General features: G+C 66.1%; 24 protein-coding genes. 11 read left to right on the forward strand and 13 right to left on the reverse strand.

From position 1 onward, the window contains the following. Both ACO6D5_RS17080 and ACO6D5_RS17085 read right to left on the reverse strand, forming a co-directional pair. The coding region (locus ACO6D5_RS17080) for a site-specific tyrosine recombinase XerD (RefSeq protein WP_485826017.1) at nucleotides 1-839 on the reverse strand (839 nt) is incomplete at its 3' end. Nucleotides 840-844: 5 nt separating this feature from the next. Beyond that, nucleotides 845-1,759: a LysR substrate-binding domain-containing protein gene (locus tag ACO6D5_RS17085; protein ID WP_006222829.1), complete on the reverse strand. Its 915-nt coding sequence runs from the start codon at nucleotides 1,757-1,759 to the stop codon at nucleotides 845-847. Nucleotides 1,760-1,929: 170 nt separating this feature from the next. Here ACO6D5_RS17085 and ACO6D5_RS17090 point away from each other — a divergent pair, with 170 nt between their 5' ends. The 3 genes from ACO6D5_RS17090 to ACO6D5_RS17100 all read left to right on the forward strand — a co-directional run bounded on the left by ACO6D5_RS17090 (nucleotide 1,930) and on the right by ACO6D5_RS17100 (nucleotide 6,099). Beyond that, the gene (locus ACO6D5_RS17090) at nucleotides 1,930-3,612 is read left to right on the forward strand and encodes a thiamine pyrophosphate-binding protein (RefSeq protein ID WP_485826018.1); all 1,683 of its coding nucleotides are present in this window, start codon (nucleotides 1,930-1,932) and stop codon (nucleotides 3,610-3,612) included. Nucleotides 3,613-3,744: 132 nt separating this feature from the next. Beyond that, nucleotides 3,745-4,938, forward strand: coding sequence for an acyl-CoA dehydrogenase family protein (locus ACO6D5_RS17095; protein ID WP_315527598.1), 1,194 nt, complete (start codon nucleotides 3,745-3,747; stop codon nucleotides 4,936-4,938). A gap of 174 nt (nucleotides 4,939-5,112) precedes the next feature. Next, nucleotides 5,113-6,099, forward strand: a complete 987-nt coding sequence (locus tag ACO6D5_RS17100; RefSeq protein ID WP_315527600.1) for a TRAP transporter substrate-binding protein DctP — start codon at nucleotides 5,113-5,115, stop codon at nucleotides 6,097-6,099. A 55-nt stretch (nucleotides 6,100-6,154) separates the two neighbouring features. On the opposite strand, the gene ACO6D5_RS17105 is transcribed toward ACO6D5_RS17100, so the two are convergent. From ACO6D5_RS17105 to ACO6D5_RS17125, 5 genes are all read right to left on the reverse strand, one after another. Then, nucleotides 6,155-6,598, reverse strand: a complete 444-nt coding sequence (locus ACO6D5_RS17105) for a MaoC/PaaZ C-terminal domain-containing protein (RefSeq protein WP_315527602.1) — start codon at nucleotides 6,596-6,598, stop codon at nucleotides 6,155-6,157. Between the two features lie 81 nt (nucleotides 6,599-6,679). After that, entirely contained in the window at nucleotides 6,680-7,927 is a 1,248-nt protein-coding gene (boxA, locus tag ACO6D5_RS17110; protein WP_485826019.1) for a benzoyl-CoA 2,3-epoxidase subunit BoxA, read from the reverse strand. A 53-nt stretch (nucleotides 7,928-7,980) separates the two neighbouring features. Further along, complete coding sequence (gene boxB / locus ACO6D5_RS17115) at nucleotides 7,981-9,408, reverse strand: benzoyl-CoA 2,3-epoxidase subunit BoxB (protein ID WP_485826020.1); 1,428 nt, start codon at nucleotides 9,406-9,408, stop codon at nucleotides 7,981-7,983. Nucleotides 9,409-9,427: 19 nt separating this feature from the next. Further along, a complete protein-coding gene (gene boxC, locus ACO6D5_RS17120) occupies nucleotides 9,428-11,086 on the reverse strand; it encodes a 2,3-epoxybenzoyl-CoA dihydrolase (RefSeq protein ID WP_315527607.1) in 1,659 nt (552 codons plus the stop codon). A gap of 215 nt (nucleotides 11,087-11,301) precedes the next feature. Then, a complete protein-coding gene (locus ACO6D5_RS17125; protein WP_013395643.1) occupies nucleotides 11,302-12,210 on the reverse strand; it encodes a helix-turn-helix transcriptional regulator in 909 nt (302 codons plus the stop codon). A gap of 180 nt (nucleotides 12,211-12,390) precedes the next feature. Between ACO6D5_RS17125 and ACO6D5_RS17130 the strand changes: the two genes are divergently transcribed. The 8 genes from ACO6D5_RS17130 (at nucleotide 12,391) to ACO6D5_RS17165 (ending at nucleotide 19,967) form a co-directional block, all read left to right on the forward strand. After that, on the forward strand, nucleotides 12,391-12,867 hold the full coding sequence (locus ACO6D5_RS17130; protein ID WP_485826021.1) for a DUF4863 family protein: 477 nt from the start codon (nucleotides 12,391-12,393) through the stop codon (nucleotides 12,865-12,867). A gap of 72 nt (nucleotides 12,868-12,939) precedes the next feature. After that, nucleotides 12,940-14,499, forward strand: coding sequence for a benzoate-CoA ligase family protein (locus ACO6D5_RS17135; protein WP_485826022.1), 1,560 nt, complete (start codon nucleotides 12,940-12,942; stop codon nucleotides 14,497-14,499). Beyond that, the gene (locus tag ACO6D5_RS17140; protein WP_485826023.1) at nucleotides 14,496-15,341 is read left to right on the forward strand and encodes an alpha/beta fold hydrolase; all 846 of its coding nucleotides are present in this window, start codon (nucleotides 14,496-14,498) and stop codon (nucleotides 15,339-15,341) included. The genes ACO6D5_RS17135 and ACO6D5_RS17140 overlap by 4 nt, the downstream gene beginning before the upstream one ends. A 31-nt stretch (nucleotides 15,342-15,372) precedes the next feature. After that, a complete protein-coding gene (locus ACO6D5_RS17145) occupies nucleotides 15,373-16,533 on the forward strand; it encodes an ABC transporter substrate-binding protein (RefSeq protein ID WP_006222816.1) in 1,161 nt (386 codons plus the stop codon). A gap of 25 nt (nucleotides 16,534-16,558) precedes the next feature. Then, nucleotides 16,559-17,440 carry a branched-chain amino acid ABC transporter permease gene (locus ACO6D5_RS17150; RefSeq protein ID WP_315137814.1) on the forward strand — a complete coding sequence of 294 codons (882 nt, stop codon included), beginning with the start codon at nucleotides 16,559-16,561 and terminating at the stop codon, nucleotides 17,438-17,440. Between the two features lie 4 nt (nucleotides 17,441-17,444). Continuing rightward, nucleotides 17,445-18,491, forward strand: coding sequence for an ABC transporter permease subunit (locus tag ACO6D5_RS17155; protein WP_315527617.1), 1,047 nt, complete (start codon nucleotides 17,445-17,447; stop codon nucleotides 18,489-18,491). Further along, nucleotides 18,484-19,269 carry an ABC transporter ATP-binding protein gene (locus ACO6D5_RS17160; protein WP_485826024.1) on the forward strand — a complete coding sequence of 262 codons (786 nt, stop codon included), beginning with the start codon at nucleotides 18,484-18,486 and terminating at the stop codon, nucleotides 19,267-19,269. Before ACO6D5_RS17155 ends, ACO6D5_RS17160 begins: the two co-directional genes overlap by 8 nt. After that, nucleotides 19,257-19,967, forward strand: a complete 711-nt coding sequence (locus ACO6D5_RS17165; RefSeq protein WP_315527622.1) for an ATP-binding cassette domain-containing protein — start codon at nucleotides 19,257-19,259, stop codon at nucleotides 19,965-19,967. Before ACO6D5_RS17160 ends, ACO6D5_RS17165 begins: the two co-directional genes overlap by 13 nt. A gap of 45 nt (nucleotides 19,968-20,012) precedes the next feature. On the opposite strand, the gene ACO6D5_RS17170 is transcribed toward ACO6D5_RS17165, so the two are convergent. From ACO6D5_RS17170 to ACO6D5_RS17195, 6 genes are all read right to left on the reverse strand, one after another. Beyond that, on the reverse strand, nucleotides 20,013-21,572 hold the full coding sequence (locus ACO6D5_RS17170) for an acetolactate synthase large subunit (protein WP_315527624.1): 1,560 nt from the start codon (nucleotides 21,570-21,572) through the stop codon (nucleotides 20,013-20,015). A 177-nt stretch (nucleotides 21,573-21,749) separates the two neighbouring features. Beyond that, nucleotides 21,750-22,502: an amino acid ABC transporter ATP-binding protein gene (locus tag ACO6D5_RS17175; RefSeq protein ID WP_485826025.1), complete on the reverse strand. Its 753-nt coding sequence runs from the start codon at nucleotides 22,500-22,502 to the stop codon at nucleotides 21,750-21,752. Between the two features lie 4 nt (nucleotides 22,503-22,506). Beyond that, a complete protein-coding gene (locus ACO6D5_RS17180; protein WP_006222809.1) occupies nucleotides 22,507-23,199 on the reverse strand; it encodes an amino acid ABC transporter permease in 693 nt (230 codons plus the stop codon). A 31-nt stretch (nucleotides 23,200-23,230) separates the two neighbouring features. Beyond that, nucleotides 23,231-24,019 (reverse strand): transporter substrate-binding domain-containing protein, encoded by a 789-nt coding sequence (locus tag ACO6D5_RS17185; RefSeq protein WP_315527627.1) that lies wholly within the window; start codon nucleotides 24,017-24,019, stop codon nucleotides 23,231-23,233. 41 nt (nucleotides 24,020-24,060) lie between these two features. Further along, nucleotides 24,061-24,969 (reverse strand): arginase family protein, encoded by a 909-nt coding sequence (locus ACO6D5_RS17190; RefSeq protein WP_315527734.1) that lies wholly within the window; start codon nucleotides 24,967-24,969, stop codon nucleotides 24,061-24,063. Between the two features lie 286 nt (nucleotides 24,970-25,255). After that, nucleotides 25,256-26,122: an IclR family transcriptional regulator domain-containing protein gene (locus ACO6D5_RS17195; protein ID WP_315527628.1), complete on the reverse strand. Its 867-nt coding sequence runs from the start codon at nucleotides 26,120-26,122 to the stop codon at nucleotides 25,256-25,258. Nucleotides 26,123-26,184: the final 62 nt, after the last annotated feature.

Below are 26,184 nucleotides of genomic sequence, written 5' to 3' on the forward strand. Positions count from 1 at the left end.
GCGAACGCGTGGCGCAGCACATGCGGCGACAACGGCGCATGGATGTCGGCCAGCAGGGCGTATTTCTTCACCAGCTGCCAGAAGGCCTGGCGCGACATCGCTTCGGCGCGGCCGGTGATGAAGAGCGCGTCGCTTTGGCGCCCTGCCGCCAGCTCGGGCCGGGCGGCCTTCAGGTATTGGTCGATCCAATGCGCCGCTTCGGCGCCCAGCGGCACCAGCCGATCCTTGCCGCCCTTGCCCAGCACCACGCGCACCACGCCTTCGTTCAGGCTGACGTCCAGCGCGCGCACGCCCACCAGTTCCGACACGCGCAAACCGGTGGCGTACAGCGTTTCCAGCATGGCGCGGTCACGCAGGCCACGCGGCTGGCCCAGATCGGGCGCGCGCAACAAGGCGTCCACCTGCTGTTCGGACAGGGTCTTGGGCAGCCGTGGCGGCTGCTTGGCGGCAATCAGTGTCAGGCAGGGATCCCGTTCGGCGCGATGTTCACGCAAGGCCCAGGCGTAAAAGCGGCGCAACGCCGCCAACCGGCGATTGGCAGTGGTGGCGCGGGTTTCTTCGTGGCGGAATGCGAACCACGCTTCGATATCGGCCTTCTGCGCCTCGTTCAGGGATTTGGCGGGGCCGGCGGGCAGCGCGTGGGCCTGGGCGGCGTCGCCGTAGCGGTCGGCCATCTCGCGGGCGTAGGCGTCCGGGTCTTCCAGCCAGCGGGCAAAGCCGGTCAGGTCGCGGCGATAGGCGGCCAGCGTATTGGCCGACAGGCCGTCTTCCAGCCAGACGGCGTCGATGAAAGCGTCGATATCGGCCTGGGAGGCCAGCGGCGGGCGGGGTTCTGACATGCGGCTCACCTTTCGCCCACGCCGGCGGCGGCGGACTTCAACCAGCTCTCGAAGAGCTTGAGCGCGTCGGAGCGTTCGCTGCGTTGCGGGTAGCCGAAATAATAGCCCTGGCTGACCGTCAGCGATTGCGGCACCGGCATCTTGAGCGTGCCCTGGTCCAGCGCCGGCTGCGCCAGGAAGCGCGGCATCAGCCCCACCCCCAGGCCGGCCTGCACGGCCGCCATCACCATGGTGAAGAGCTCATAGCGCGGGCCGCCCGCCGCCTGCGGGCCGTACAAATGGTTGTTGGCGCCGTACCACTGCCGCCAGGCGTCCGGCCGCGAGGCCAGATGCAGGTGGGTCATGCCGGCCAGCGCGCTGACGCCCGCCTCCGACACCTGGGCCACGCGAGCCGCCAGTTCCGGCGCGCACACCGGCACCAGTTCGCGCTCGGGAAACAGCAGCACGCCCTGGGTGCCCGGCCACAAGCCGTCGCCATGGTAGAGCGCGCCGTCGAAGGGCTGGTCCTTGAATTGGAAGGGCAAAGTGCGCACTGACAGGCTGACCGTGATGTCCCCATGTTCCCGCTGGAAATCCGCCAGGCGCGGAATCAGCCAGGTGGTGGCCAGAGTGGGCACCACCGCGATATGGATGCTGCGCCCCATGCCCGTGCGGCTGACCAGCCCGAAGGTGTCTTTTTCGATCTGGTCCAGATGGTGACGGATCCGGCCCGCGTATTCGGCCCCGTGGTCGGTCAGCACGATGCGCCGCCGCACCCGGGTGAACAACTGCACCCCCAGTCGCGATTCCAGGCTGGCCACTTGCCGGTAGACCGCGCTGTGCGTCAGGGACAGTTCCTCGGCCGCACGCGAAAAGCTGCCCAGCCGGGCCGATGCTTCGAACGCCTGCAGCGCGCTCAGATTGGGAATGCCGTTTCTCATGGGACGGGAACTGCCTGAAACCGGCCTGGACCGGGCGCACCGCTTGCGGCGGCGCAACAGGGCACTACGTGCCGGGGGATCAATAGATTGTGCAATTTTATCAATTGCGTTGTGCGATCAAGGAACATATGCTCGGGAGTCTTATCCTCGGCTCACCACGACATCCCACCATGCCCCAGCAAGATTCCCGCCTTGGCGGTCACATTCTGGTCGACCAACTGGTCGCCCAGGGCGTCAAACATGTTTTTTGCGTTCCCGGCGAGAGCTATCTGGCGGTGCTGGACGGCCTGCACGACGCTGACATCAAGGTCACCGTCTGCCGCCAGGAAGGCGGCGCGGCCATGATGGCGGATGCCCACGGCAAACTGACCGGCGAGCCCGGCATCTGCATGGTCACCCGTGGCCCGGGCGCGTCCAACGCGCTGGCCGGCGTGCACATCGCCAAGCAGGACTCCACGCCCCTGATCCTGTTCGTGGGCCAGATCGAGCGCGGCATGCGCGAACGCGAAGCCTTCCAGGAAATGGATTACCGCGCCGTGTTCGGCACGCAGGCCAAGTGGGTCACCGAGATCGATCAGGTCGAACGCATTCCCGAACTGATCTCGCGCGCCTTCCACATCGCCACCTCGGGCCGGCCCGGCCCGGTCGTGATCGCGCTGCCCGAAGACATGCTGGTGGAAGCCGCCAAGGTGGCCGACGCTCCGCGCTACGAATTGATCGAATCCGCCCCCACGGCCGGCCAGCTGACCGACCTGGAAAAGCTGCTGGCCGACGCCAAGAACCCGGTCGCCATCCTGGGCGGCACGCGTTGGGATGCGCGCGCGGTGCAGCAGTTCGCCGATTTCGCGCAGCGCCATGCGCTGCCCACCGCGGTCTCGTTCCGCCGGCAGATGCTGTTCCCGGCCGACCACCCCTGCTTCATCGGCGACGTGGGCCTGGGCATCAACCCGGCGCTGCTCAAGCGCGTGGCCGACGCGGACCTGATCCTGCTGGTCGGTGGCCGCATGTCGGAAAACCCCAGCCAGGCCTACACGCTGCTGGACATCCCGGTGCCCAAGCAAAAGCTGGTGCACGTGCATCCCGACACCGCCGAACTGGGCCGCGTGTACCGCGCCAACCTCGCCATCAACACCTCGCCGGCCGCCTTCGCGGCATCGCTGGCGGGCCTGAAGGCGCCTGCCAAGCCCGTGTGGGCCGAAGGCACCCAGGCCATGCGCGAGTCGTACCTGAAGTGGAGCGACCCGGACACCATCACGACCCCGGGCGCGCTGCAAATGGGCCAGGTGATGGCCTATCTGGAAAAGACGCTGCCGGCCGACGCCATCATGACCAACGGCGCGGGCAACTACGCCACCTGGCTGCACCGCTTCCACCGCTTCACCCGTTTCGGCACGCAACTGGCGCCCACCTCGGGCTCGATGGGCTACGGCCTGCCGGCCGCCGTCGGCGCCAAGCGCGTCTGGCCCGACAAGACCGTCGTCTGCTTCGCGGGCGACGGCTGCTTCCTGATGCACGGCCAGGAATTCGCCACGGCCGTCCAGTACGACCTGCCCATCATCGTAGTGCTGGTCGACAACGGCATGTACGGCACCATCCGCATGCACCAGGAAAAGCACTACCCCGGCCGCATTTCCGCGACCGAACTCAAGAACCCGGACTTCGCCGACTACGCGCGCGCCTTCGGCGGCCATGGCGAACGCGTCGAGACCACCGACCAGTTCGGTCCGGCCTTCGAACGGGCGCTGGCCAGCGGCAAACCGGCGATCCTGCACTGCTTCATCGATCCGGAAACCATCACCCCGTCGACGACCTTGGAAAAGATCCGCGACGCGGCATTGAAGGCCCAGCACTGATACCAGATCGGGCGGCACGGCCGGCGGCAAGCCTCTGGCGCGCTGCCGTGCAAACCCCAACTTGCCGCCCGAATTATTTTAGGTTTAAACTTTCTAGATTCCGAATACGGAAATCCATAGCGGAGACCCAGCATGTCCTCGAATCCCTCTTTTGAATGGCAAGATCCCCTGTTGCTGGACCAGCAACTGACCGAAGAAGAACGCATGGTGCGCGACGCCGCCCACGCCTATTCGCAGGACAAGCTTGCCCCCCGCGTGCTGAACGCCTTCCGCAACGAGAAGACCGATCCGGAAATCTTCTCGGAAATGGGCGAACTCGGCCTGCTGGGCGCCACCATCCCTGAAGAATACGGCGGCGCTGGCCTGAACTACGTCAGCTACGGCCTGATCGCCCGCGAAGTCGAACGCATCGACTCCGGCTACCGCTCGATGATGAGCGTGCAGTCGTCGCTGGTCATGGTGCCGATCAACGAATTCGGCAGCGAAGCGCAAAAGCAGAAGTACCTGCCCAAGCTGGCTCGCGGCGAGTGGATCGGCTGCTTCGGCCTGACCGAACCCAACCACGGCTCCGACCCCGGCGGCATGGAAACCCGTGCCGTCAAGACGTCCGACGGCTACAAGGTTTCGGGCAACAAGATGTGGATCACCAACTCCCCCATCGCCGACGTGTTCGTGGTGTGGGCCAAGTGCGTCGGCGGCGAGTTCGACGGCAAGATCCGCGGCTTCATCCTGGAAAAGGGCATGAAGGGTCTGTCGGCCCCGGCCATTCACGGCAAGGTCGGCCTGCGCGCGTCGATCACCGGCGAAATCGTCATGGACGAAGTCGAAATCTCGGAAGACCAGATGATGCCCGGCGTGTCCGGCCTGAAGGGTCCGTTCACCTGCCTGAATTCCGCCCGCTACGGCATCGCCTGGGGCGCTGTCGGCGCCGCTGAAGCCTGCTGGCACACCGCCCGCCAGTACACGCTGGACCGCAAGCAGTTCGGCCGCCCCTTGGCCGCCAACCAGCTGATCCAGAAGAAGCTGGCCGACATGCAGACCGAAATCACGCTGGCGCTGCAAGGCTGCCTGCGCCTGGGCCGCATGAAGGACGAAGGCACCGCCGCCGTCGAGATCACCTCGATCATGAAGCGCAACTCTTGCGGCAAGGCGCTGGACATCGCCCGCCTGGCGCGCGACATGTTGGGCGGCAACGGCATCTCCGACGAGTTCGGCGTGGCCCGCCACCTGGTGAACCTGGAAGTGGTCAACACCTACGAAGGCACCCACGACGTGCACGCCCTGATCCTGGGCCGCGCGCAAACCGGCATCCAGGCGTTCTATTGATCGCTTGACCGGCCCTGTGCCACTGAAAGCCGCCTCTCGGGGCGGCTTTTTCGTTTCTGCGCGTCTTGGCCGGGCACGCGGTGCCTGGCTGCTGCGCATTGCCGTTAGCCCGTATTGGCGGCGGCTTGCACACGCCGTACGCTGTGTGGCACTTGCCCCGACCAGGAGTCGCGAATGCCCGTCCGCCCCCCCTTCCGCCTGCTGGCGGGTATCGCCCTGCTGTTCACCGCCCATGGCGCCTATGCCGTCACGACCCTGACCATGACGACCGAGTACCCGGCGACGTCCATGCCCGGGCAAGGCGTTTCCACGTTTGCGGAGCTGGTCCGCGCGAAGACGGCGGGCAATGTGGTGATCGATGCCACGTACGACGCGTCCAAGGGCATCAAGTCGGGCGACATGATCGACGCCGTCGAAACCCGCAAGGTGGATGCCGGCGATGCGTTCGCCGGCGCGCTGGCCGCCAAGTACCCCTTGTTCGGCGTGTCGTCGCTGCCGTTCCTGGCGGACTCGCTGCCCAAAGCTCGCAACCTGAACAAAGCCGCGCGGCCCGCCTATGAAAAGCTGCTGGCCGCCCACGGTCAAAAATTGCTCTACACCACGCCGTGGCCCGCTTCCGGCATCTGGTCCAAACAGAAGATCGACGGCGTCGCCGCGCTCAAGGGTCTGAGCATCCGCACCTATGACGCCACGTCCCAGGAGGTGATGCAGAAGGCCGGGGCCCGCGCAGAGAACATTTCATTTGCCGACGCCATGCCGCGCATCGTCGCGGGCGATGTGAACGCCGTGCTGTCGTCGGGCGACGGGGGCGCCGGACGGAAGCTTTGGGAACATCTGCCCCACTTCGCCGAGATCAACTACGCGATGCCGATTTCGGTCGCGACGATGAATTTGCAGGCGTATCAGGCGCTGGACGAGCGGTCGCGGCGCGCCATCGACCAGGCTGCGGCGCAGACGGAAACCGAACAATGGAAGCGGATCGACGGCCGCCTGCAACAGAACTACGCCAACATGCGCAAGAACGGCGTCGCGATCAATACGGCCGTGCCGTCCGCGGTGCGCCGCGCGCTGCGCAACGCAGCGGCGGATTCGGTGCAGGCCTGGAAAACGGCGGTCGGCCCCGATGCGGCCAGCATCCTGAAGCGGGGAGCCAACCGCTGACGGAGCAGCCGGGCTGCCCAGACGGCAAGGCAAGATGCCGGGAAAGCCGCCGTGCCTAGTTCTCGCCCGACAGGTCGAACAGACTCGTCGCGTCCAGTTCCAGCACGCCTTCGTCGTGCTGGTTGATCACCGTCCAGGACCACGTGATGATGCCCAGGTCCGGGCGCGAGGACGAGGTGCGGGCGCCCTGCACCCGCGCTTCCAGGCGCAACGTGTCGCCTGGACGCACCGGCGTGCGCCAGCGCACTTCGCCCAGGCCGGGCGAACCGAAGGATTCGGAGTCATGCAGCGCGGCGTCCACCGCCATGCGCATGGCCAGCGCGCAGGTATGCCAGCCGCTGGCGATCAGGCCGCCCCAACGCCCTTCCGCCGCCCGTTGCGGGTCGGTGTGGAACCATTGGGGATCGAACTTGCGTGCGAACTCCAGGATCTCGGCCTCGGTAATGGTGACCGGACCCGCCTTGATCAACATGCCGTCTTTGAATTCGGCGAACTTCATCTTTGATTTTCCCCCTGACCAACGCGAACGGCGCGCCGTGGCGCGCCGTTTTTCACGTGAGTCACGCTCAAGTTTCTGGATTCAGTACGTCTCGAAATGCAGGCGCCCTTCGCGGCGCAGCACATCATGCAGGATAGACCAATCCTGCCCCGCTTGCACCGCCACGTCGCGCAACGCGTCCAGCACGCCGACTTCCATGCCCTTTAAGCCGCACACGTAGATGCAGGTGTTGCGATCGGTCAGCAAGTGCTGCACCTGGGCGGCCCGTTCCCGGATCAGGTCCTGCACGTAGCGCTTGGGTTGGCCCGCCTCGCGCGAGAGCGCCAGGTTGATGTCGATGAAGTCGCGGGGCAGCTTCATCAGCGGGCCGAAGTACGGCAGTTCGCGTTCGGTGCGCGCGCCGAAGAACAGCATCAGGCGGCCGTTTTCGCCGGTGTCGATGCGCCGGCGATAGCGTTCGGTCATGGCGCGCATCGGCGCCGAACCGGTGCCCGTGCAGATCATGATCAGATTGGCGCGCGGGTGGTTCGGCATCAGGAAGGTATGGCCGAACGGGCCGATCACCTGCACCGTGTCGTTCTTGGCCAGGTCGCACAGATAGTTCGAACACACGCCATGCGCGGCGACGCCGCCGTGGTCTTCGGTCACGCGTTTCACGGTCAGCGACAGGTTGTTGTAGCCGGCGCGTTCGCCGTCGCGCGGACTGGCCAGTGAATATTGCCGCGCGTGGTGCAGCCGCCCTTGGGCGTCGGTGCCCGGCGGCAGGATGCCGATGGACTGCCCTTCCAGCACCGGAAACGGCAAATCGCCGAAGTCCAGCACGATGTGGTGGATATCGCTTTCGGTGTCGGCGCCGGTCACGCGGTAGTTGCCCACCACCGTAGCCGTCATCGGCGCCTTGTGCGTGTAGAGATTGACGTAGGGATGCGCCGCCGACCAAGGCGGAACCGACGCCCCCGCCGGTGAGAACGATGCGGGCGCCGCAGTCGCCGGGGGCTCGGCCACGGCCGCCAGGGGTGCTTCGCCGGCGCCGGCACCCGCCGCTTCCGGCAAGGCCTTTTCGCCGGGCAGTTCCTCCCAGCCCAACTGGTCCTGCACGGAATACGCATCGGCGCGCAGCACCAGCCGCCAGTTGTCGATCGACCCCGTGGGGCACGGCGGCACGCAAGCCATGCAGCCGTTGCAGATATCGGGATCCACCACGTAGTTGTTCGAATCGTGGGTGATCGCGTCGACCGGACAGGTTTCTTCGCAGGTGTTGCAGCGGATGCAGATCTCGGGGTCGATCAGATGCTGCTTGAGCACTTGTACGGGTAGGGGGGCGTTCATCGCAGTCTTCCCATGCGCTGGCGGGCGGCGCGCAAGCGCGCCGCCCTGTCGCCTTAGTTGAAACGGACGTAGTCGAAATTCACCGGCTGGCGGTTGATGCCCATGACGGGCGGCGCGATCCAGTTGGCGAATTTGCCGGGTTCGGTGACGCGGCCCATCAGCGACGCGACAAACGTGCGGTCTTCCGGCGTGGGCAGCCACTTGTGGCTGTTGGCCTGCCATTGGGATTCCGACAGGATCTCGCCTTCGGGAGACATGCGGATGCCGGCCAGCGTGCCGATCTGGCGGTTGAACGCCTTGTGCGGTACCTGCAGGCGTAACGGGATACCGCTCTTCTCGATGACCTTGTTCCAGCGCCCGATGCCCGCCACCGAATCGCGGATGAAGTCGTCGCGCAGCACTTCGTTCAAGGCGTTCAGCATCGGCACTTCGACCTCGTTCAACTTGCCGTTGTTCACGGTCAGCACACGGTAGGTGTCGTTCTTCAACTGGTGGTCGTCGGTGCGCTTGGATTCCTCGTAGCGGCCCTTCAACCCCGAGCCGTAGAAGATGGCGGCGTTGGAGGACTGGTCCGCGCCGAACAGGTCGATGGTGACGCTGTAGTGGAAGTTCAGATAGCGCTGGATGGTCGGCAGGTCGATCACGCCGGCGGCGCGCACGCTTTCGGGGTCGTCGGTCTTCAGCTGGTTCATCACTTCGCAGGTGCGCTGGATCACGCGGGAAATGCCCGATTCGCCCACGAACATGTGGTGCGCTTCTTCGGTCAGCATGAACTTGGTGGTACGGGCCAGCGGGTCGAAGCTGGACTCGGCCAGCGCGCACAGCTGGAACTTGCCGTCGCGGTCGGTGAAGTACGTGAACATGTAGAAGGCCAGCCAGTCCGGCGTCTTCTCGTTGAAGGCGCCCAGGATGCGCGGGTTGTCGGAATCGCCCGAACTGCGCTGCAGCAGCGCGTCGGCCTCTTCACGCCCGTCACGGCCGAAGTAGCGGTGCAGCAAGTAGACCATCGCCCACAGATGGCGGCCTTCTTCGACGTTGATCTGGAACAGGTTGCGCAGGTCGTACTGCGACGGCGCGGTCAAGCCAAGATGGCGCTGCTGCTCGATGGAGGCCGGCTCGGTGTCGCCCTGCGTGACGATGATGCGGCGCAGGTTGGCGCGGTGTTCGCCGGGCACGTCCTGCCAGACGTCACGCCCCATGTTTTCGCCGAAGTGGATCTTGCGTTGGCCGTCCTGCGGCGCCAGAAAGATCCCCCAGCGGTAGTCAGGCATGCGGACGTGGTTGAAATTGGCCCAGCCGTCGGGCTCCACGCTGACCGCGGTGCGCAGGTAAACATCGAAACCGTGCGAACCGTCGGGCCCCATGTCCTGCCACCATTGCAGGTAGTTGGGCTGCCAATGTTCCAGCGCGCGTTGCAAGGTGCGGTCGCCGGACAGGTTGACGTTATTGGGGATCTTATCGGTGTAGTTGATTCCAGACATGTCTCGCTCCTTTTCTTGTTCAGACCCGGTTCCAGTCGAATGCGGCCTGTTCGCCCTTGCCGTACAGCTTCAGCGCGCCTTTGTCGCCGGCCGCATTGGGACGGTTGAAAATCCAGTTCTGCCAGGCGGTCAGCCGGCCGAAGATGCGTGTCTCCATCGTTTCCTGGCCGCCGAAGCGCAGGTTCGCCTCCAGCCCGGTCAGGGCATCCGGGGACAGCGCGCGGCGTTCTTCCAGCATCATTCGCACCTCGTCGTCCCAATCGATGCTGTCGGGCGCGAAGGTCACCAGGCCCAGGTCCAGCGCATCGGCGGCCGACAGGCGCTGCCCGGCGCGGGCCCGCACAGCTTCCAGCGGGGCCGCTTCCTCATAGAAGCGGCGCTGCAAGCGGCTTTGGCCGTTCACCAGCGGATAGGCGCCGAAGTTGCGTTCGCCCACCACGATCTGCGCGGGCGCGGATTCGTCCTCGTTGTCCAGCATGTAGCTGCGATCCGCGGCCAGCGCCAGTTCCAGCAACGTGCCCACGAAGCACGAGCCCGGCTCGATCAGCGCGAACAGGCTGCGCGACGTCACGTCCAGGCGCGCCAGCGTGCGACGCAGCATGCCGGCGGTTTCGCGCACGAACCAATGGCCGGCGTGGCGCTGCAGCGCGGCATCGGCGGCCAGCACGGCGTCGGCGTCGCCTTCCGTCTTCAGGATCCAGGTGCCGATGTCCAGCTCGTTGGTGCGCATCGACAGGATGGCGTCGTCCAGTTCGCGCGCCATCTGCAAGGGCCACCAGGCGGCCCCCGCGGCGACGATGTCCGCCAGTTCGGATTCGACCGGGCCTTGCGGGGCGCGCACGGTCCAGGTGGCCTGGCGCTTCTCGCGGTCCAGCTCGATGTCGACGTAGCGGTACGAGAGCCTCTGCGCGCTTTCGGTGCGTTGCACCGGCGTCAGCGCGATGCCCTGCCCGCCTGGTTGCCGGTCGCTGCCTTCGGCCAGCGCCAGCGCGCGTTCGCGCACGGCGGCCTCGAAGCGCGCGGGCTTGACCACATCGTCGACCAGCCGCCAGTCCTTGGCGCGCTGCCCGCGCACGCCTTCGACCAGCGTGCAGAAGATGTCGGCGTGGTCGTGGCGCACGCGGCGCTTGTCCGTCACGCGGGTCAGGCCGCCCGTGCCGGGCAGCACGCCCAGCAGCGGCACCTCGGGCAGCGCCACGGACGACGAACGGTCATCGATCAGCAGGATCTCGTCGCAGGCGAGGGCCAGTTCGTAGCCGCCGCCGGCGCAGGCGCCATTCAGCGCGGCGATGAACTTCAGGCCGCTGTGGCGGCTGGAGTCTTCGATGCCGTTGCGCGTTTCATTGGTGAATTTGCAGAAGTTGACCTTCCAGGCATGGGAAGACAGCCCCAGCATGAAGATATTGGCGCCGGAACAGAAGATGCGGTCCTTCATGCTGGTCACGACCACGCTCTGCACTTCCGGATGTTCGAAGCGGATGCGCTGCAGGGCGTCGTGCAGTTCGATGTCCACGCCCAGGTCGTAGGAGTTCAGCTTCAATTTGTAGCCGGGGCGCAGGCCGCCGTCTTCCGCCACATCCATGGCCAGCGTGGCGACCGGGCCATCGAACGTCAGGCGCCAGTGGCGGTAGTGTTCGGGCTGCGTCCGGAAATCGACCCGGTTGATGGTGCTGCTCATAGTGTGTCTCCTCGTACGCCCTGCCTGGACAGGAAAAATACTGCATCACATGAATTATTGTGCAGATTAGTGCAGGAAAAAATACGCGTCAAGCAAGACATGCATAAAAGTGCAGATTGCCGCTCAGAACCGGCCAGGTCGCCGGACGCAAAAAGGCCGCCCGGTAAGGCGGCCTTTTGAATGGCTGCGGACAGCGCTGCGGGGTACCGGGTGCGCTATAGCGGCAGACCGCAGGCTTTGCGCACCTGGGTGCGCAGGCCGGCAAAACTCTCCTGCACCTCCAGATTGCTGGTGACCCAGGTCAGGTCGGCCTTGGCGTAGAACGCTTCGCGGCCCGCCAGGATGCGCTTCAGGTCGGCCATCGCTTCGTTATTGCCCGACATGGGGCGGAAGTCGCCCTGCGCCATCACCCGGCCCATGTGCTCTTCGGGGGTGGCGCGCAGCCAGACCGTGTAGCAATGCGCCAGCAGCAGATTCAGCGTGGCCGGCTCGGACACCAGCCCGCCGGGCGTGGCCAGCACCATTTCCGGATAGATCTGCACGGCTTCTTCCAGGGCGCGGCGCTCATAGCGGCGATAGGCGTTGGGGCCGTAAAGATTATGGATTTCGAGGATGCTGCAACCGGCCACCCTTTCGATTTCACGGTTCAGCTCGACAAAGGGGTAGCCCAAGTCGTCGGCCAGCATCTGGCCCAGCGTGGACTTGCCCGCGCCCCGCAGCCCGATCAGCGCCACACGCTGAGTGCGGTTGGGACGCTGTGCGCCCGCCCCCACGCCGAACAACTGGGTCAAGGCCTCGCGGGCACGCTGCAGATCGGATTCCGTGCGGCCGCTGAGCAACTCGCGGATCAGCAGCCAATCCGGCGATTCCGTGGTGACGTCGCCGACCAGTTCGGCCAGCGCGCAATTGAAAGCGCGGGCGATCTGCAGCAGCACCAGGATCGAGGCGTTGCCCACCCCGTGCTCCAGATTGGCCAGATGCCGTTCGGACACGCCGGTTACCTGCGACAAGCCCTTGCGCGTCATGCCGCGTATGGCTCGCAAGCGGCGCACCCGCTCGCCCAATGCCACCAGGAAAGCTTCCCGCCTGGGTTCGGATGGCGCCGCGTCTAGCGCTTGATTCATGTTTTGGCTGACTCCGCAAATACCCTGATACGCCCTGTTTTATGCACTATAGTGCTTGACCCAATCCAGTGGAAGCACTATTTTTCCTCCAAGCAGTTCCAAGCCGCCAGGGTGTGCAAAAAAGCAGCACTTGATTTCATGCCGCATCTCAGGCGCCGACAGTGTAAAGGAGGAGTCCCGGTGAGCACGCCAGATCAATTCCATGCCCTGATGCGCGAGGCGACACGCCTGGTCTCGGGCCAGCCGCTGGACGACGGGCTGCAAGCGCGGCTGAACCAGGAGGCCGGCCCGCACAGCGCCCTTTATCGGGACATCTTCGCCGCCTGTAGGCAGGGCGTGGCCGACGGCTGGATGTGCAACCGGGAAGGCGGCGGCATCCGCTATGGCCGCGTCATCAAGCCCGCCGACGATCTGGCCGGCTGTTCGGTGGACGTCGTCGACATGAACGATCTGGCTGGCCCCCATCACGCCCATCCCAACGGCGAAATCGACCTGATCATGCCGCTGACCGACGGCGCCCGCTTCGACGGCCACGGCGCCGGCTGGCTGGTCTACGGCCCCGGCAGCGCCCACAGCCCGACCGTCACGCAAGGACGCGCCCTGGTGCTGTATCTGCTGCCCGGCGGCGACATCGAATTCACGCGGCCCGCCAGCTAGCCCCGCGCCCGCGGCCTGGCCACAAAAAAACACAGCCATGGCCCGCCCCCACCAGGACATCAGGAGACAACCGTGAACACCTGCCCCGCCGAACTGAATTTCGCCAGTTACCTGGCCGCGCTGAATGCGCCACGCGCGGCCAAGCCCGCTTACATCGACGACACGCGCCAGCTGAGCTATGGCGAACTGGCGGAGCGGGTGGCCCGCATGGCGGGCGCATTGCGCCAACTGGGACTGCGCCGCGAAGAGCGCATCCTGCTGCTGATGCAGGACACGGCCGACTGGCCCGTAGTGTTCCTGGGCGCGTTGCACGCCGGCGTGGTCCCCGTGGCGGTCAACACCCTGCTGACGGCGGACGACTACGCCTACATCCTGGCCCATAGCCGCGTGCGCGCCGTGTTCGTGTCGGGCGCCCTGCTGCCCACCTTGCAGGCCGCGCTGGCACAGGCGTCCGCCGACGCCGAACACCTGGTGGTGTCGCAACCCACGGCCCCCTTGCCCGGCGAGGCCCTGGAATTCGAGTCCCTGCTTGCCGCCGCGCCGATCGCGCCCGCCGTGCGCACGCTGTCTGACGAGATCGCCTTCTGGCTGTATTCGTCTGGCTCCACCGGCAAACCCAAGGGCGTCGTCCACACCCACGGCAACCTGTGGCACACGGCTGAACTCTATGCCAAGCCCGTGCTGGGCATCCGCGAAGACGATGTGGTGTTCTCGGCGGCGAAACTGTTCTTCGCTTATGGACTGGGCAACGGCCTGACCTTTCCGCTATCCGTCGGCGCCACTGTGGTGCTGATGGGCGAACGCCCGACCCCGCAAGCCGTGTTCCAGCGCCTGACGCGGCATCGCCCAACGGTGTTCTACGGCGTGCCCACGCTGTATGCCAGCATGCTGGCATCACCCGACCTGCCGCCGCGCGAACAGGTGGCGATGCGGGTCTGCACCTCGGCCGGCGAGGCGCTGCCGCGCGACATCGGCGAGCGCTTCACGCGGCATTTCGGCTGTGAAATCCTGGACGGCATCGGGTCGACCGAAATGCTGCACATCTTCATTTCGAACCAGAGCGGGCAGTTGCGCTACGGCACCACCGGCAAGCCCGTGCCCGGCTACGAAGTCCAGCTGCGCGACGAGAACGGCGCGCCGGTCGAGGCGGGCGCCATCGGCGACCTCTACATCAAAGGCCCCAGCGCAGCGCTGATGTACTGGAACAACCGCGACAAGACGCGCCAGTGCTTCCTGGGCGACTGGCTGAAAAGCGGCGACAAGTACACGTGCGACGCCGACGGCTACTACACGTATGCGGGACGCAGCGACGACATGATCAAGGTCAGCGGCCAATACGTCTCGCCCGTGGAAGTGGAGAACATCCTGGTGCAGCACGAAGCCGTGCTGGAAGCCGCCGTGATCGGCGTGCCGGACCACGACGGCCTGGTCAAGACCAAGGCCTATGTCGTGCTGCGTCCGGGTTTCGCACCGGACGCCAGCACCGGCGCCGCCCTGCAAAGCTATGTGAAGCAACACTTGGCCCCCTTCAAGTACCCGCGGCAGATCAACTTCACCGAAGAACTGCCCAAGACCGCCACCGGCAAGATCCAGCGGTTCCGCCTGCGCCAGCTTGAAGAGGCCACGCTATGAACGGCGCTGCGGCCGCGGGCGCCCTGACGACCCGCCACGTCTTCGCCGACATCGAAGCCGCCGGCCGCGCGCAGCGCCTGGAGTGCCTGTGGATCGCGCCCGAACGCGCCATGGCGCCGCTGCTGGTCTTCCTGCATGAAGGCCTGGGGTCGGTCGCCATGTGGAAGGACTGGCCGTTGCAAGTGTGCGAGGCCGCCGGATGCCGTGGCCTGGTCGTATCACGCTCGGGCTACGGGCAATCCACGCCGCGCCCGCCGCAGGAGCGATGGCCGGTGGACTTCATGCACCGCGAGGCGCGCGACGTGCTGCCCGCGCTCTTGACCGCGCTGGGCGTGGACGCGCGGCGCGACAGGCCGGTGCTGTTCGGCCACAGCGACGGCGGATCGATCGCGTTGCTGTATGCCGCGATGCACCCGGACGCCGTCGCCGGCATCGCGGTGGCCGCGCCACATACGTTCGTCGAAGACGTCACCGTCGCAAACATCGCGCTGGCGCGCCAGGCGTATCTGGAAACGGACCTGCGCAGCCGCCTGGCCCGCTACCACGCAGACGTGGATTCGGCGTTCTGGGGCTGGAACGACATCTGGCTGAACCCTGATTTCCGCCGCTGGAACATTGAAGATCATCTGCCCCGCATCGCCTGCCCCGTGCTGGCGATCCAGGGCGTGGACGACGAGTACGGCTCGCTGGCGCAGATTCGCGGCATCCGCCGCCATGCGCCGCAGACCGTATTGCTGGAGATTCCCGACTGCCGCCATTCGCCGCACAAGGACCAGCCCGCCATTGTTATCCAGGCCGTCGCCGATTTCATCGGCGCGTTGGACAAACCCGGCCGGCAGTGACGCCAGCCCATAACAAGCACGGAGACAAACCATGAACCACGCCCTGACCCGGGCCGCGATCGCTGCGGCCCTGACGTTCGCCGCCAGCGGCGCGCAGGCCGCCGACAAGATCAAAGTCGGTTTCATGCTGCCCTATAGCGGCACCTATGCCGCGCTCGGCACCGCCATCGAGAACGGCTTCAAGCTGTACGTCGCAGAGCAAGGCGGCAAGCTGGGCGGGCGCGAGATCGAATACTTCAAGGTGGACGACGAGTCCAACCCCGCCAAGGCCGCGGAGAACGCCAACCGCCTGATCAAGCGCGACCAGGTCGACGTGCTGATCGGCACCGTGCACTCCGGGGTGGCGATGGCACTGGCCAAAGCCGCCAAGGACAGCGACACCACCCTGATCGTGACGAATGCCGGCGCCAACGCCATCACCGGCCCGCTGTGCGGCCCCGGCATCTTCCGCACGTCCTTCACCAACTGGCAGCCGGCGTACGCGATGGGTCCCGTCGCCGTTGCCAAGGGACACAAGACGGCCGTCACCATCACCTGGAAGTACGCGGCGGGCGACGAGGCGATCGGCGGCTTCAAGGAAGGCTTCGAGAAGGCCGGCGGCAAGGTCGTCAAGGAACTGAGCCTGCCGTTCCCCAATGTGGAATTCCAGTCGCTCCTGACCGAGATCGCCGCGACCAAGCCGGACATGGTGTTCACGTTCTTCGCCGGCGGCGGCGCCGTGAAATTCGTGCAGGACTATCACGCTGCCGGCCTGGACAAGACGATTCCGCTGTATGGGTCGGGCTTCCTCACGGACGGCACCTTGCAGGCGCAAGGCGCGTCGGCGCAAGGCCTGTTGACCACGCTGCACTATGCCGACGGCCTGAACACGCCGCGCGACAACGCCTTCCGCGCCGACTACGCGAAGAATTACAACGCCCAGCCGGACGTGTACGCCGTGCAGGGCTATGACGCCGCGCAGCTGATGCAGTCGGGCCTGTCCGCCGTCAAGGGCGACTTCGCCAAGAAGGCCGACTTCCGCACCGCGATGCGCGGCGCGACGGTGGATAGCCCGCGCGGCCCCTTCACCTTGTCGGCCGCCGGCAACCCGGTGCAGGACATCTATCTGCGCCGCGTGGACGGCTTGGAAAACAAGGTCGTGGAAGTCGCCGCGCAGAAGCTGGCCGATCCGGCCCGCGGCTGCAAACTCTGACGCCACGTCCGCCACGGGAGGCCCCATGGACATCAGCATCCTGCTCATCCAAAGCCTGAACGCTTTCCAGTACGGCTTGCTGCTGTTCCTGGTGGCCAGCGGACTCACGCTGATCTTCGGCATCATGGGCATCATCAATCTTGCCCACGGCAGCTTCTACATGATCGGCGCCTATATGGCGTTTGCGCTGGGGCCGGTGATCGACCGCTGGCTGGGCGGCGGCTTCATCGCGACGCTTGCCGTGTGCGTGGCGCTGGCCGCGGTGCTGGGCTACTTCCTGGAAGCGGCGTTCTTCAGCTATCTGTACCACCGCAACCACCTGCAGCAGGTGCTGATGACCTATGGCCTGATCCTGGTGTTCGAGGAACTGCGCAGCATCCTGGTGGGCAACGACGTGCACGGCGTGCCGTTGCCCGCCTGGCTGCAAGGCAGCATCTCGCTGGGCGGCGTCATGACGTATCCGGTCTACCGGCTGTTCATCTCGGCGGTGGGCATCGCGGTGGCGCTGCTGCTGTACTGGGTGATCTCGCGCACGCGCCTGGGCATGATGCTGCGCGCCGGCGCCAGCAACCGCGAAATGACCGGATCGCTGGGCATCGACGTGAACAAGCTTTACCGGCTGGTGTTCGCGGCGGGCGTGGCGCTGGCCGCGCTGGCCGGCACCATCGCCGCGCCCGTGTCGTCGGTGTATCCCGGCATGGGCAACGGTGTGCTGATCATCTGCTTCGTCGTGGTGGTGATCGGCGGCATCGGATCGATCCGCGGCGCGTTCCTGGCCGCCATGCTGGTGGGGTTCGTCGAGACCTTCGGCCAGGTGCTGTTCCCGTCCGCGGCGGGGGTGCTCGTCTACCTGTTGATGGCGTTCATTCTTCTTTGCAAGCCCGAAGGGCTGTTCAAACAGGGCTAGCGACATGATGAAACTCCTACCCGTCGCAACGCTGCTGGCGTTGGCTGCCTTCGCCTGGAGCGGCAGCGACTACTACACCGGCCTGGCCATCAAGGTCATGATCTACGCCATCTTCGCGCTGAGCCTGCAACTGCTGGTCGGCGGCGCGGGACTGGTCAGCCTGGGACATGCGGCGTTTTTCGGCATCGGCGCCTATGCGGCGGCGCTGCTGTCGCCCGAATCGGGAGCCGCCAGCCTGTGGTGGCTGCTGCCCGCGGCCTTGCTGGCGGCAGCCGCCTACGCCGCCGTGACCGGCGCCTTGGCGCTGCGCACGCGCGGCGTCTACTTCATCATGGTCACGCTGGCGTTCGCGCAGATGGCGTATTACGTCTTCCACGACACCAAGGTCGGCGGCGGCAGCGACGGCATCTACCTGTACTTCAGGCCCGAGCTGTCGATTGCCGGCTGGATGCCCTTCGACCTGGGCGACGCCACGACGTTCTACTATTTCGTTCTGGCCTGCCTGGCGTTGACGTGGGGCTTTCTGGCCTTGCTGCGGCGTTCTCCATTCGGGGCGGCACTGGCCGGCATCCGCATCAATGAACAGCGCATGCGGGCCGCCGGCTATTCGACCTACCCCTACAAGCTGACCGCCTATGTGGTGGGCGCCACCCTGGCCAGCCTGGCCGGCTTCCTGTTCGCGCTGAAAGACGGGTTCGTCACGCCCGAACTGCTGGCCTGGGAACAATCCGGGCTGGTGTTGTTGATGGTGATCCTTGGGGGCATGGCCAGCCTGGGGGGCGCCGTCATCGGCACAGTGGCGCTGGTGCTGATGCAGGAGTTGTTCCAGTCGCAAGCGCTGTTCGGCGACTATGCCCGTCACTGGCATCTGCCCTTGGGGCTAGCCATCATCGCGCTCGTGGCGATGCTGCCCAACGGCATCGCCGGCCTGCCCGCGCAATGGCGGCAACGCCGCGAGGCCCGCGCGGCAGGCGCACGCGCCGCCGCGGCGGCGGCCAGTTCCGCCCGCACGCCGGTCCGCCTGCCGATCCAGGGAGAACCCCATGTCTGACCTCTTGCTTGCCGCCTCGGCCGTCACGCGCCGCTTTGGCGGCCTGACCGCCGTCAACGGCGTCTCGCTCGGCCTGGCCCGCGGCCAGGTGCATGCCGTGATCGGCACCAACGGCGCGGGCAAGTCCACGCTGATCAACATCCTGTCGGGGGAACTGGCGCCCACGAGCGGCCAGGTCATGCTGGGCGGGCGCGACGTCACCGCCTGGCGGCAGCCCGAACGGGCGCGTGCCGGGCTGGGGCGCAGCTATCAGCGGTCTACGCTGTTTCCCGAACTGACCGTGTTCGAAAACTGCCGGCTGGCCGCGCAAGCGGGCCGCCAGCGCTTCTGGCATTGGTGGCGGCCCGCCGCGGATTGCCGGCACAGCGCGGACCTGGCGCGTCACGCGCTGGAACGCACCGGGCTGGCCGATGACGCCGCCCGCGCTGCAGGCCTGTTGCCGCATGGCCGCAAGCGCCAACTGGAGATCGCCATGTGCCTGGCGGGAGAACCGCAAGTGCTGCTGCTGGACGAGCCCCTGGCGGGCATGGGCCCCGAAGAGACGGACCGCATCCTGGACTTGCTGCAAACCCTGAAGGCGGGACACGCGATCCTGCTGGTGGAGCACGATATGGACGCCGTCTTCCGCATTGCCGAAACCATCACGGTGATGGTCAACGGCACCGCCATCGCCAGCGGGACACCCACCCAGATCCGCGCCAACGCGCAAGTGCGCACGGCATACCTGGGCGAAGACACGCAGGACAACGCAAAGGAAGCCGCGCCATGCACGCACTGATCGAAGCCGGCGGCCTGCACGTGTACTACGGCGCCAGCCACGTGCTGCGCGGCGTGGACATGCACATCGCGCCAGGCGAATCCGTCGGGCTGGTGGGCCGCAACGGCATGGGAAAGACCACGTTGATCCGCAGCCTGATGGGCCAGGTGAAAAGCGCGCAAGGCCAGGTACGGGTCAGCGGCCGCGACTGCACGCACGCCCAGCCCCACGCCATCGCGCGGCTGGGCGTGGCCTACGTGCCCGAGGGGCGCGGCATCTTCCCAAACCTGAATGTGCGTGAAAACCTGCAGGTCGCGGCGCGCCCCGGCGTGCGCGGTGGACAGGAATGGACGTACGCGCGCGTGCTGGACACGTTTCCGCGGCTGCAGGAACGGCTGGGGCACGGCGGGCAACAGCTATCGGGCGGCGAACAGCAGATGCTGGCGATCGGCCGCGCGTTGATGACCAACCCCGACCTGCTGATCCTGGACGAGGCCACCGAAGGACTGGCCCCGCTGATCGTGGCGGAGATCTGGAAGATCATCCGCCAGATCCGCGCCACCGGCATGTCGGCCCTGATCGTGGATCGCAACTACCGGGCGGTGCTGGAACACACCGACCGCTGCCTGGTGATGGAAAAGGGCCTGATCGTGCAGGACGGCGACAGCGCGTCGCTCGCCCGGCAACCCGGGCAGCTGACGCGCTATCTGGGCGTCTAGGGCCTGTCGGCACGACAGCACGACAGGCCCCGGCGCGGGGCGCCTTTAGATGACCGCTTCGATCAGGAACGGGCCACGGCGCTTCAGGCCGTCGGCCAGCGCGCGGGCGAAACCTTCCACCGTATCGACGCTGACCGCCTCCACGCCCATGCCGCGGGCCAGGTGCGTCCAGCCCAGATAGGGTTCTTCCAGGTCCAGCATGCGGCGCGCATTGCGGCCCGGTTCCTTCACGCCGACGTTCTTCATTTCGCCATGCAGCGTGGCGTAGGAGCGGTTGGCCAGGATCACCGTCAGGCAATCCAGGTTCTCGCGCGCCTGGGTCCACAGCGCCTGCAGCGTGTACATGCCGCTGCCGTCGGCCTGCAGGGTGATGACCTTGCGGTCCGGGCACGCCACGGCGGCGCCGGTCGCCATCGGCAGGCCGATGCCGATGGCCCCGCCCGTCAGCATCAGCCAGTCGTGCGGCGCGCTGCTGGCACTGTAGATCGGGAATTCACGGCCTTGCGTGATGGACTCGTCGCACACGATGGCCTGCTCGGGCAAGGTATGCGCGATCAGGATGTTCACGGCGGCACCGGTCAGCTTGCCTGATGCCGGCACCTCGTAAGCGGCGGCCGGCGTGGCCAGGCGCGGCGCGTCCGCGGCAATGCCCAACTCGTCCGCCAGCCATTCCAGCGCGTGCGCAAGATCCTGGTCGGCGGTCGCCAGCACGACCTGGTTGCTGTCCGGCGGCGCCAGCAGGCTGGGCTTGCCGGGGTACGCAAAAAAGCCCACCGGCGCCTTGGCGCCCGCCAGCACCAGATGCTTCACGTCTTTCAGCTTGGCGACCGCCATGTCGATCGGATACGGCAAACGGTCGACCGGCGTACGCGCCCCGCCGCGTTCGATGCGGCGGTTGGACGTCTCCGACATCAGGCGCACGCCGGTGGCGCGCGCAATGCGGCCGGCGGCGTTCAGCGCGCGTTCGCGCAGCGCCGCGCCGCCCAGCATCAGCACCGTCACCTCGCCAGAGCGGATCGCGGCGGCGGCGGCGCGCACGGCGTCGGCGGACGTCTGGGCCAGGGCCGCGTCCTTGACCAGTACCGGCGCCGGCGCGTTCTCCGGCAGGTCCGTCCAGGCCGCGTCGGCCGGCAGGATAAGGGTTGCGATATTGCCGGGCGCGCGGCGCGCCACGGCGATGGCTTCGGCGGCGTCCGGGGACACCGCGGTGGCGGTCATCGTGCGCTTGACCCAGTGCGACATCGGCCGCGCCACGCCTTCCACGTCACTGGTCAGCGGCGCGTCGTATTGCACGTGGTAGGTCGCATGGTCGCCCACGATGTTGACCATGGGGGTGCGGGCGCGCTTGGCGTTGTGCAGGTTGGCCAGGCCGTTGCCCAGGCCGGGCCCCAGATGCAGCAGCGTGGCGGCCGGCTTGTCGGCCATGCGCGCGTAGCCGTCCGCCGCGCCCGTCACCACGCCTTCGAACAGGCCCAGCACGCAACGCATCTTGGGCTTGCGATCCAACGCCGCGACAAAGTGCATTTCCGACGTGCCGGGGTTGGCAAAACACACGTCCACATCGTTGGCCAGCAAGGTATCGCAAAGACTGTCAGCGCCGTTCATGATTTTCCCTAGTCGTTTTCAATGGCGATGCGGGCGCATGCGCGCCCGCCTGTTATGCATGATAGGTAGCGTATCAAAAACGCGGTAGAGCCATTTCAGGTTGCGGATATGGAACCATTCCCGAATCCGGCCCCAAGCGTTCCGCCAGCCGGAATTAGCATAACCGCCGCTAGCCTGTCAGCCCAGGATCTGCCCCAGGAACGCCTGCGCCCGTTCCGAACGCGGGGCATTGAAGAAATTATCCGGCGTGTCGGCCTCGACGATCGCGCCCTGGTCCATGAAGACGACCCGGTCGCCGACCTCCCGCGCAAAACCCATTTCATGCGTGACGCAGACCATGGTCATGCCGTCGCGGGCCAGGGCGACCATGGTGTCCAGCACTTCCTTGACCATTTCAGGGTCCAGGGCGGAGGTGGGTTCGTCGAACAGCATGATCTTGGGTTGCATGCACAGGGCGCGCGCGATCGCCACACGCTGCTTCTGCCCGCCCGAGAGCTGGCCGGGATACTTGTCCGCGTGCTGCGGAATCCGTACCCGCTCCAGGTAGCCCATCGCGCGCGAACGGGCCTCGTCCGCCGGCACGCCCTTGACCAGCAGCGGCGCCAGCGTGCAGTTCTCCAGCACCGTCAGATGCGGAAACAGGTTGAAGTGCTGGAACACCATGCCGACTTCCGCCCGGATGCGCTCGATGTTCTTCACGTCTTCGTTGAGTTCGATGCCGTCGACCACGATGCGGCCCTTCTGGTGTTCCTCCAGCCGGTTCAGCAAGCGGATCGTGGTGGATTTGCCGGAACCGGACGGACCGCAAAGGATCAGCTTTTCTCCGGGCGACACGTCCAGTGCCAGGTCGTCCAGCACCTGGAAGTCGCCATACCATTTGCTGACGCCTTGCATCGTGATGATCGGGGTTGCGGCATTCGTTGCGTTCATCGTTTCAGGCCTTGGAAATATCGTGGTTTTCGCCAGCGCCGCTCCAGTAGCCCGGCACGGTCAAGCGCTTCTCGGAACGCCGGAACAGGTACGACAGCACGCTGCACATGGCGAAATAGATGACGCCCACCATCGTGTAGACCGTCAGCGCCTGGAACGTCGCGCCGGCCAGCATTTCTCCCGCCCGCATCAGTTCGTACACGCTGATGACGGCGACGAGCGAAGTCTCCTTGATCAGCACCAGCGCGTAGTTCCCCAGCGCCGGGAATACCGTGCGCAGCGCTTGCGGCAGCACGATGCGGCGCAGCCGCTGCACCTTGCGCAAGCCCAGCGCGCGGGCTGCCTCGTACTGGCCGGTATCCACCGACTGGATGCCGCTTCTGAACAGTTCGGCCAGATAGGCGCCGAAGTTCAGCGTCAGGCCCAACACGCCCGCGACGAAGCCATTGATCACCACTCCCATCTCGGGCAAGCCGTAGTAGATGTAGAACAGCTGCAGCAGCAGCGGCGTGCCGCGTATCACTTCGATATAAAAGCGCGCGCCGCGGCTCAACAGCCGCGAGGGCGACAAGCGGCACAAGCAGACGACCAGGCCCAACGCCACCGCCAGAAAGGCCGAACAGAAAAACAGCGCCAGAGTCCAGACCGTGCCCTCGGCCAAAGGGGTCAGGTACATGCGCAGCGTAGCGAGATCCAAATCGTGCTCCTTATCCGTGCCGTTGCGGCGCTTACTTGCTGATCAGGTCCGACACGCCCCACTTCTTCCCGATGGCTGCCATTTCCCCGTTCGTGCGCATCTCGGCCAGCGCGTTGTTGACGGCTTCCAGCAGCGCGGCGTTGCCCTTCTGGACGGCCATGCCGACCTGCCACTTGCGTTGCGGCTGATAGCCGGTGTCCAGCTTCACGCCCGGGATGTTCTTGGTCTGGATCTGGTAGATGATGCTGGGCGGGTCCACGATGCCCAGGTCGATGCGGCCGGCACGCACATCCGCCAGCAAGGTGGAGTAGTCCTGGTAGGTCGTGACCTTGGTGCCCGGCATGTCCTTGATCATGTTGAACTGCACCGAATCCACCAGTACGCCCACGCGCTGGCCCTGCATGTCTTCGAACTTGGCGTACTTCTTGGCCGCCTTGTCGCTGACCACCACGCCCTCGCCCCACTCGTAGACCGGCGCCGAGAAATCGATGGCGCGCGCGCGCTCTTCGGTGATGAAGAGCGGCGCCGACATGACGTCGGCGCGCCCGGAGGTCAGCGTGGGGATCAGACCCGAGAACGGCACGTCGGACAGCTTGTCCGACACCTTCAGGTGCTTGGCCACGCCAGCGGCCACGTCCACCATGATGCCTTCCAACTGGTTCGACTTCGGATTCTTGAATCCGTGCGGCGGCGCGGATGCCGTGGTGACGATGGCCAGGCTCTTGTCGGCGCGCACTTCGTCCAGCGTGCGCGCCTGCGCGCCGGTTTGGATCAGCAGGCTGGCCGCTGCCACGCCCAGCAGGATGGATTTGAGTTTCATCGTTTTCCCCTTGGATGAATGAATGCCGCGGACGCGACGGCTCAGGCCGGACGCCCTTGCGGGTACTGCTGCACCGCTACCGCCGCCAACGCGCAGAATTCCTGCATCACGGTGGCGGCCAGGAAGGCCGTGGCCCCCTGCACGTCTTGCGGCGGCGACACGGTATTGACGTCGAACGCCACGAAGTTCAGGCCCGCAAGCTGGCGCAGCAGCGCCAGCCCTTCCTTGGCCGACAACCCGCCCCACTCCGGCGTGCACACACCGGGCGCGCAGGAAGGGTCGAAGATGTCCATGTCGAAGCACAGATAGACCGGGCGCTGGCCGATGCGCTGCTTGATGTCCGCCAGCGTGGCCTTCTGATCCCGGTCGAAGTCGTCGTAAGGCACGATCGTGTAGCCGACCTCGCGCCCGAATTCCAGCACCCCGGGCATGAAGGAACTGCCGCGGGTGCCCACGTGGAAGCTGGACGCCACGTCCAGCAGCCCTTCTTCGGCGGCGCGCGTGAAGGTCGTGGCCGTGTTGTAGCCGGGGATGGGATAGGTGTCGGTATGCGAATCGAAATGCAGCACGACGAAATCCGGATGGCGGCGCGCCACGGCGCGCAATTGCGGCAGCGTCACCGCGCCATCTCCCCCCATCGAGATCGGAATGGCGCCCGCGTCCAGGATGGCGCCGATGCCCGCTTCGATCAGCGGATAGGACGCATCTGGGTCGCCGGGATGGCAGACGACGTTGCCCACGTCGATCGCGCGCAGGAATTCAGGCGGATTGTCGATGCCGTTGCGGCGAAAGATGTCGACGGGGCGCAGCAGCCGGGACTGCTCGCGGATCGCGTCGGGACCCTGCCGCGACCCCACGCGAAACGGATGCGTGCCGCAATCGAATGGGATGCCCACCACGCAAGCGCGCGCCTTGCCCGCCCCCGCCTCGCGGGCAGACGGCAAACCCATGAATCCGGCGACGGGATTGAAACTGACTTCAGATGACTGCGGCACAGCGGCTCCTGGGCATGCCCCGTCCGGAAAATCTCGGACATGAACTTTATTTAGATTCGATCGAATCGCTGTGCGATACGTTCGTGTCATAAACAGATTAGCAAGCAAGAAGCCGATGCGCCAATTAGGGAGTTCCCCCTAGAGGTCTAAAAAAATAGTCGATCAATTTAGTATGGAATAGGCGCGAGCGCGCCCTGCTCCGGTGCATGCACTGCACCGGAATGCGGCAAGCAGGACGGGATCAGGCCTCGTCGTCGGGCGGCGGCATCGCCCCGCGCAGGGCGCCGCCCGGCGGCTCCATCTGATAGAAGGGATGCGAACGGCCGAGCGTGCGCGATGCACTGATGGCGTGCGCGGTTTCCACGACTTGCGGACCGAAGACGGCTTGCGCCTGTTCGAACGACCAACGGCTGGAGGGAACGGAGACGTTCACGGCGCCCAGCGGCGTGCCGCCGGCATCCAGAACCGCCGCGCTGACCGTGATGTCGCCCGGATAGAACTCGCCGTTGGACCGGGCATAGCCGTGGCGACGCGCGAACTCCAGTTCGGCCAGCAAGGCGTCCAGGGTGGTGAGCGTATTGGCCGTATAGGGCTTGCGGTCGCAGCGTTCCAGCAAGTCTTGCGCGACGCCCGGGTCCAGCTTGGCCAGCACGGCACGGCCAGCCGCCGTGCAGTACAAGGGCAAACGCATGCCCACCGGCATGTTCACGAACATTTCCTTATGGGTGGCGAAGCGCGCCACGTAGACCATGTCCAGGCCATCGGGCTCGGCCAGGCTGCACGTTTCCTGGCTGTTGCGGTTCAGCGTGTGCAGGAATGGGTTGCCGCCCAGCACCAGCGGACTCGTCTGCACGTAGTTCATGCCCAGCTCCAGGGACCAGGGCGCCAGCGAGAACTTCTTGCTGACCGGGTCCTTGCGCAGGTAGCCCAGCGTCCACAGCGTATGGGTAAAGCGCTGGACCGCGCTCTTGCTCAACCCCGTGGCGTCGGCAAGCTCCGGCAGCGTCATGGCTGGCTGCCCTTCGCTGAATGCCCGCAGCACGGAAATGCCGCGCGCCAGCGCAGCGATGAACAGCGGGGAATCCTCGGGGTTTCGCGTCAGGGTCATGGCACGAGGCGTGCAAAGGGAAAGCGCATAGCGTACCGCATAACGGTTCGCTTATATCGCAG

This window comes from Achromobacter sp., from assembly GCF_057314935.1.

Coding starts and splice junctions, on each gene's coding strand:
- ACO6D5_RS17160 (WP_485826024.1), top strand. CDS start 18,484: ATGTCTGACCTCTTGCTTGCCGCCTCGGCCGTCACGCGCCGCTTTGGC.
- ACO6D5_RS17190 (WP_315527734.1), bottom strand. CDS start 24,969: ATGGGTTTGCCGTCTGCCCGCGAGGCGGGGGCGGGCAAGGCGCGCGCT.
- ACO6D5_RS17100 (WP_315527600.1), top strand. CDS start 5,113: ATGCCCGTCCGCCCCCCCTTCCGCCTGCTGGCGGGTATCGCCCTGCTG.
- ACO6D5_RS17185 (WP_315527627.1), bottom strand. CDS start 24,019: ATGAAACTCAAATCCATCCTGCTGGGCGTGGCAGCGGCCAGCCTGCTG.
- ACO6D5_RS17165 (WP_315527622.1), top strand. CDS start 19,257: ATGCACGCACTGATCGAAGCCGGCGGCCTGCACGTGTACTACGGCGCC.
- boxA (WP_485826019.1), bottom strand. CDS start 7,927: ATGAACGCCCCCCTACCCGTACAAGTGCTCAAGCAGCATCTGATCGAC.
- ACO6D5_RS17155 (WP_315527617.1), top strand. CDS start 17,445: ATGATGAAACTCCTACCCGTCGCAACGCTGCTGGCGTTGGCTGCCTTC.
- ACO6D5_RS17150 (WP_315137814.1), top strand. CDS start 16,559: ATGGACATCAGCATCCTGCTCATCCAAAGCCTGAACGCTTTCCAGTAC.
- ACO6D5_RS17195 (WP_315527628.1), bottom strand. CDS start 26,122: ATGACCCTGACGCGAAACCCCGAGGATTCCCCGCTGTTCATCGCTGCG.
- ACO6D5_RS17090 (WP_485826018.1), top strand. CDS start 1,930: ATGCCCCAGCAAGATTCCCGCCTTGGCGGTCACATTCTGGTCGACCAA.
- ACO6D5_RS17095 (WP_315527598.1), top strand. CDS start 3,745: ATGTCCTCGAATCCCTCTTTTGAATGGCAAGATCCCCTGTTGCTGGAC.
- ACO6D5_RS17140 (WP_485826023.1), top strand. CDS start 14,496: ATGAACGGCGCTGCGGCCGCGGGCGCCCTGACGACCCGCCACGTCTTC.
- ACO6D5_RS17105 (WP_315527602.1), bottom strand. CDS start 6,598: ATGAAGTTCGCCGAATTCAAAGACGGCATGTTGATCAAGGCGGGTCCG.
- boxB (WP_485826020.1), bottom strand. CDS start 9,408: ATGTCTGGAATCAACTACACCGATAAGATCCCCAATAACGTCAACCTG.
- boxC (WP_315527607.1), bottom strand. CDS start 11,086: ATGAGCAGCACCATCAACCGGGTCGATTTCCGGACGCAGCCCGAACAC.
- ACO6D5_RS17085 (WP_006222829.1), bottom strand. CDS start 1,759: ATGAGAAACGGCATTCCCAATCTGAGCGCGCTGCAGGCGTTCGAAGCA.
- ACO6D5_RS17145 (WP_006222816.1), top strand. CDS start 15,373: ATGAACCACGCCCTGACCCGGGCCGCGATCGCTGCGGCCCTGACGTTC.
- ACO6D5_RS17125 (WP_013395643.1), bottom strand. CDS start 12,210: ATGAATCAAGCGCTAGACGCGGCGCCATCCGAACCCAGGCGGGAAGCT.
- ACO6D5_RS17175 (WP_485826025.1), bottom strand. CDS start 22,502: ATGAACGCAACGAATGCCGCAACCCCGATCATCACGATGCAAGGCGTC.
- ACO6D5_RS17170 (WP_315527624.1), bottom strand. CDS start 21,572: ATGAACGGCGCTGACAGTCTTTGCGATACCTTGCTGGCCAACGATGTG.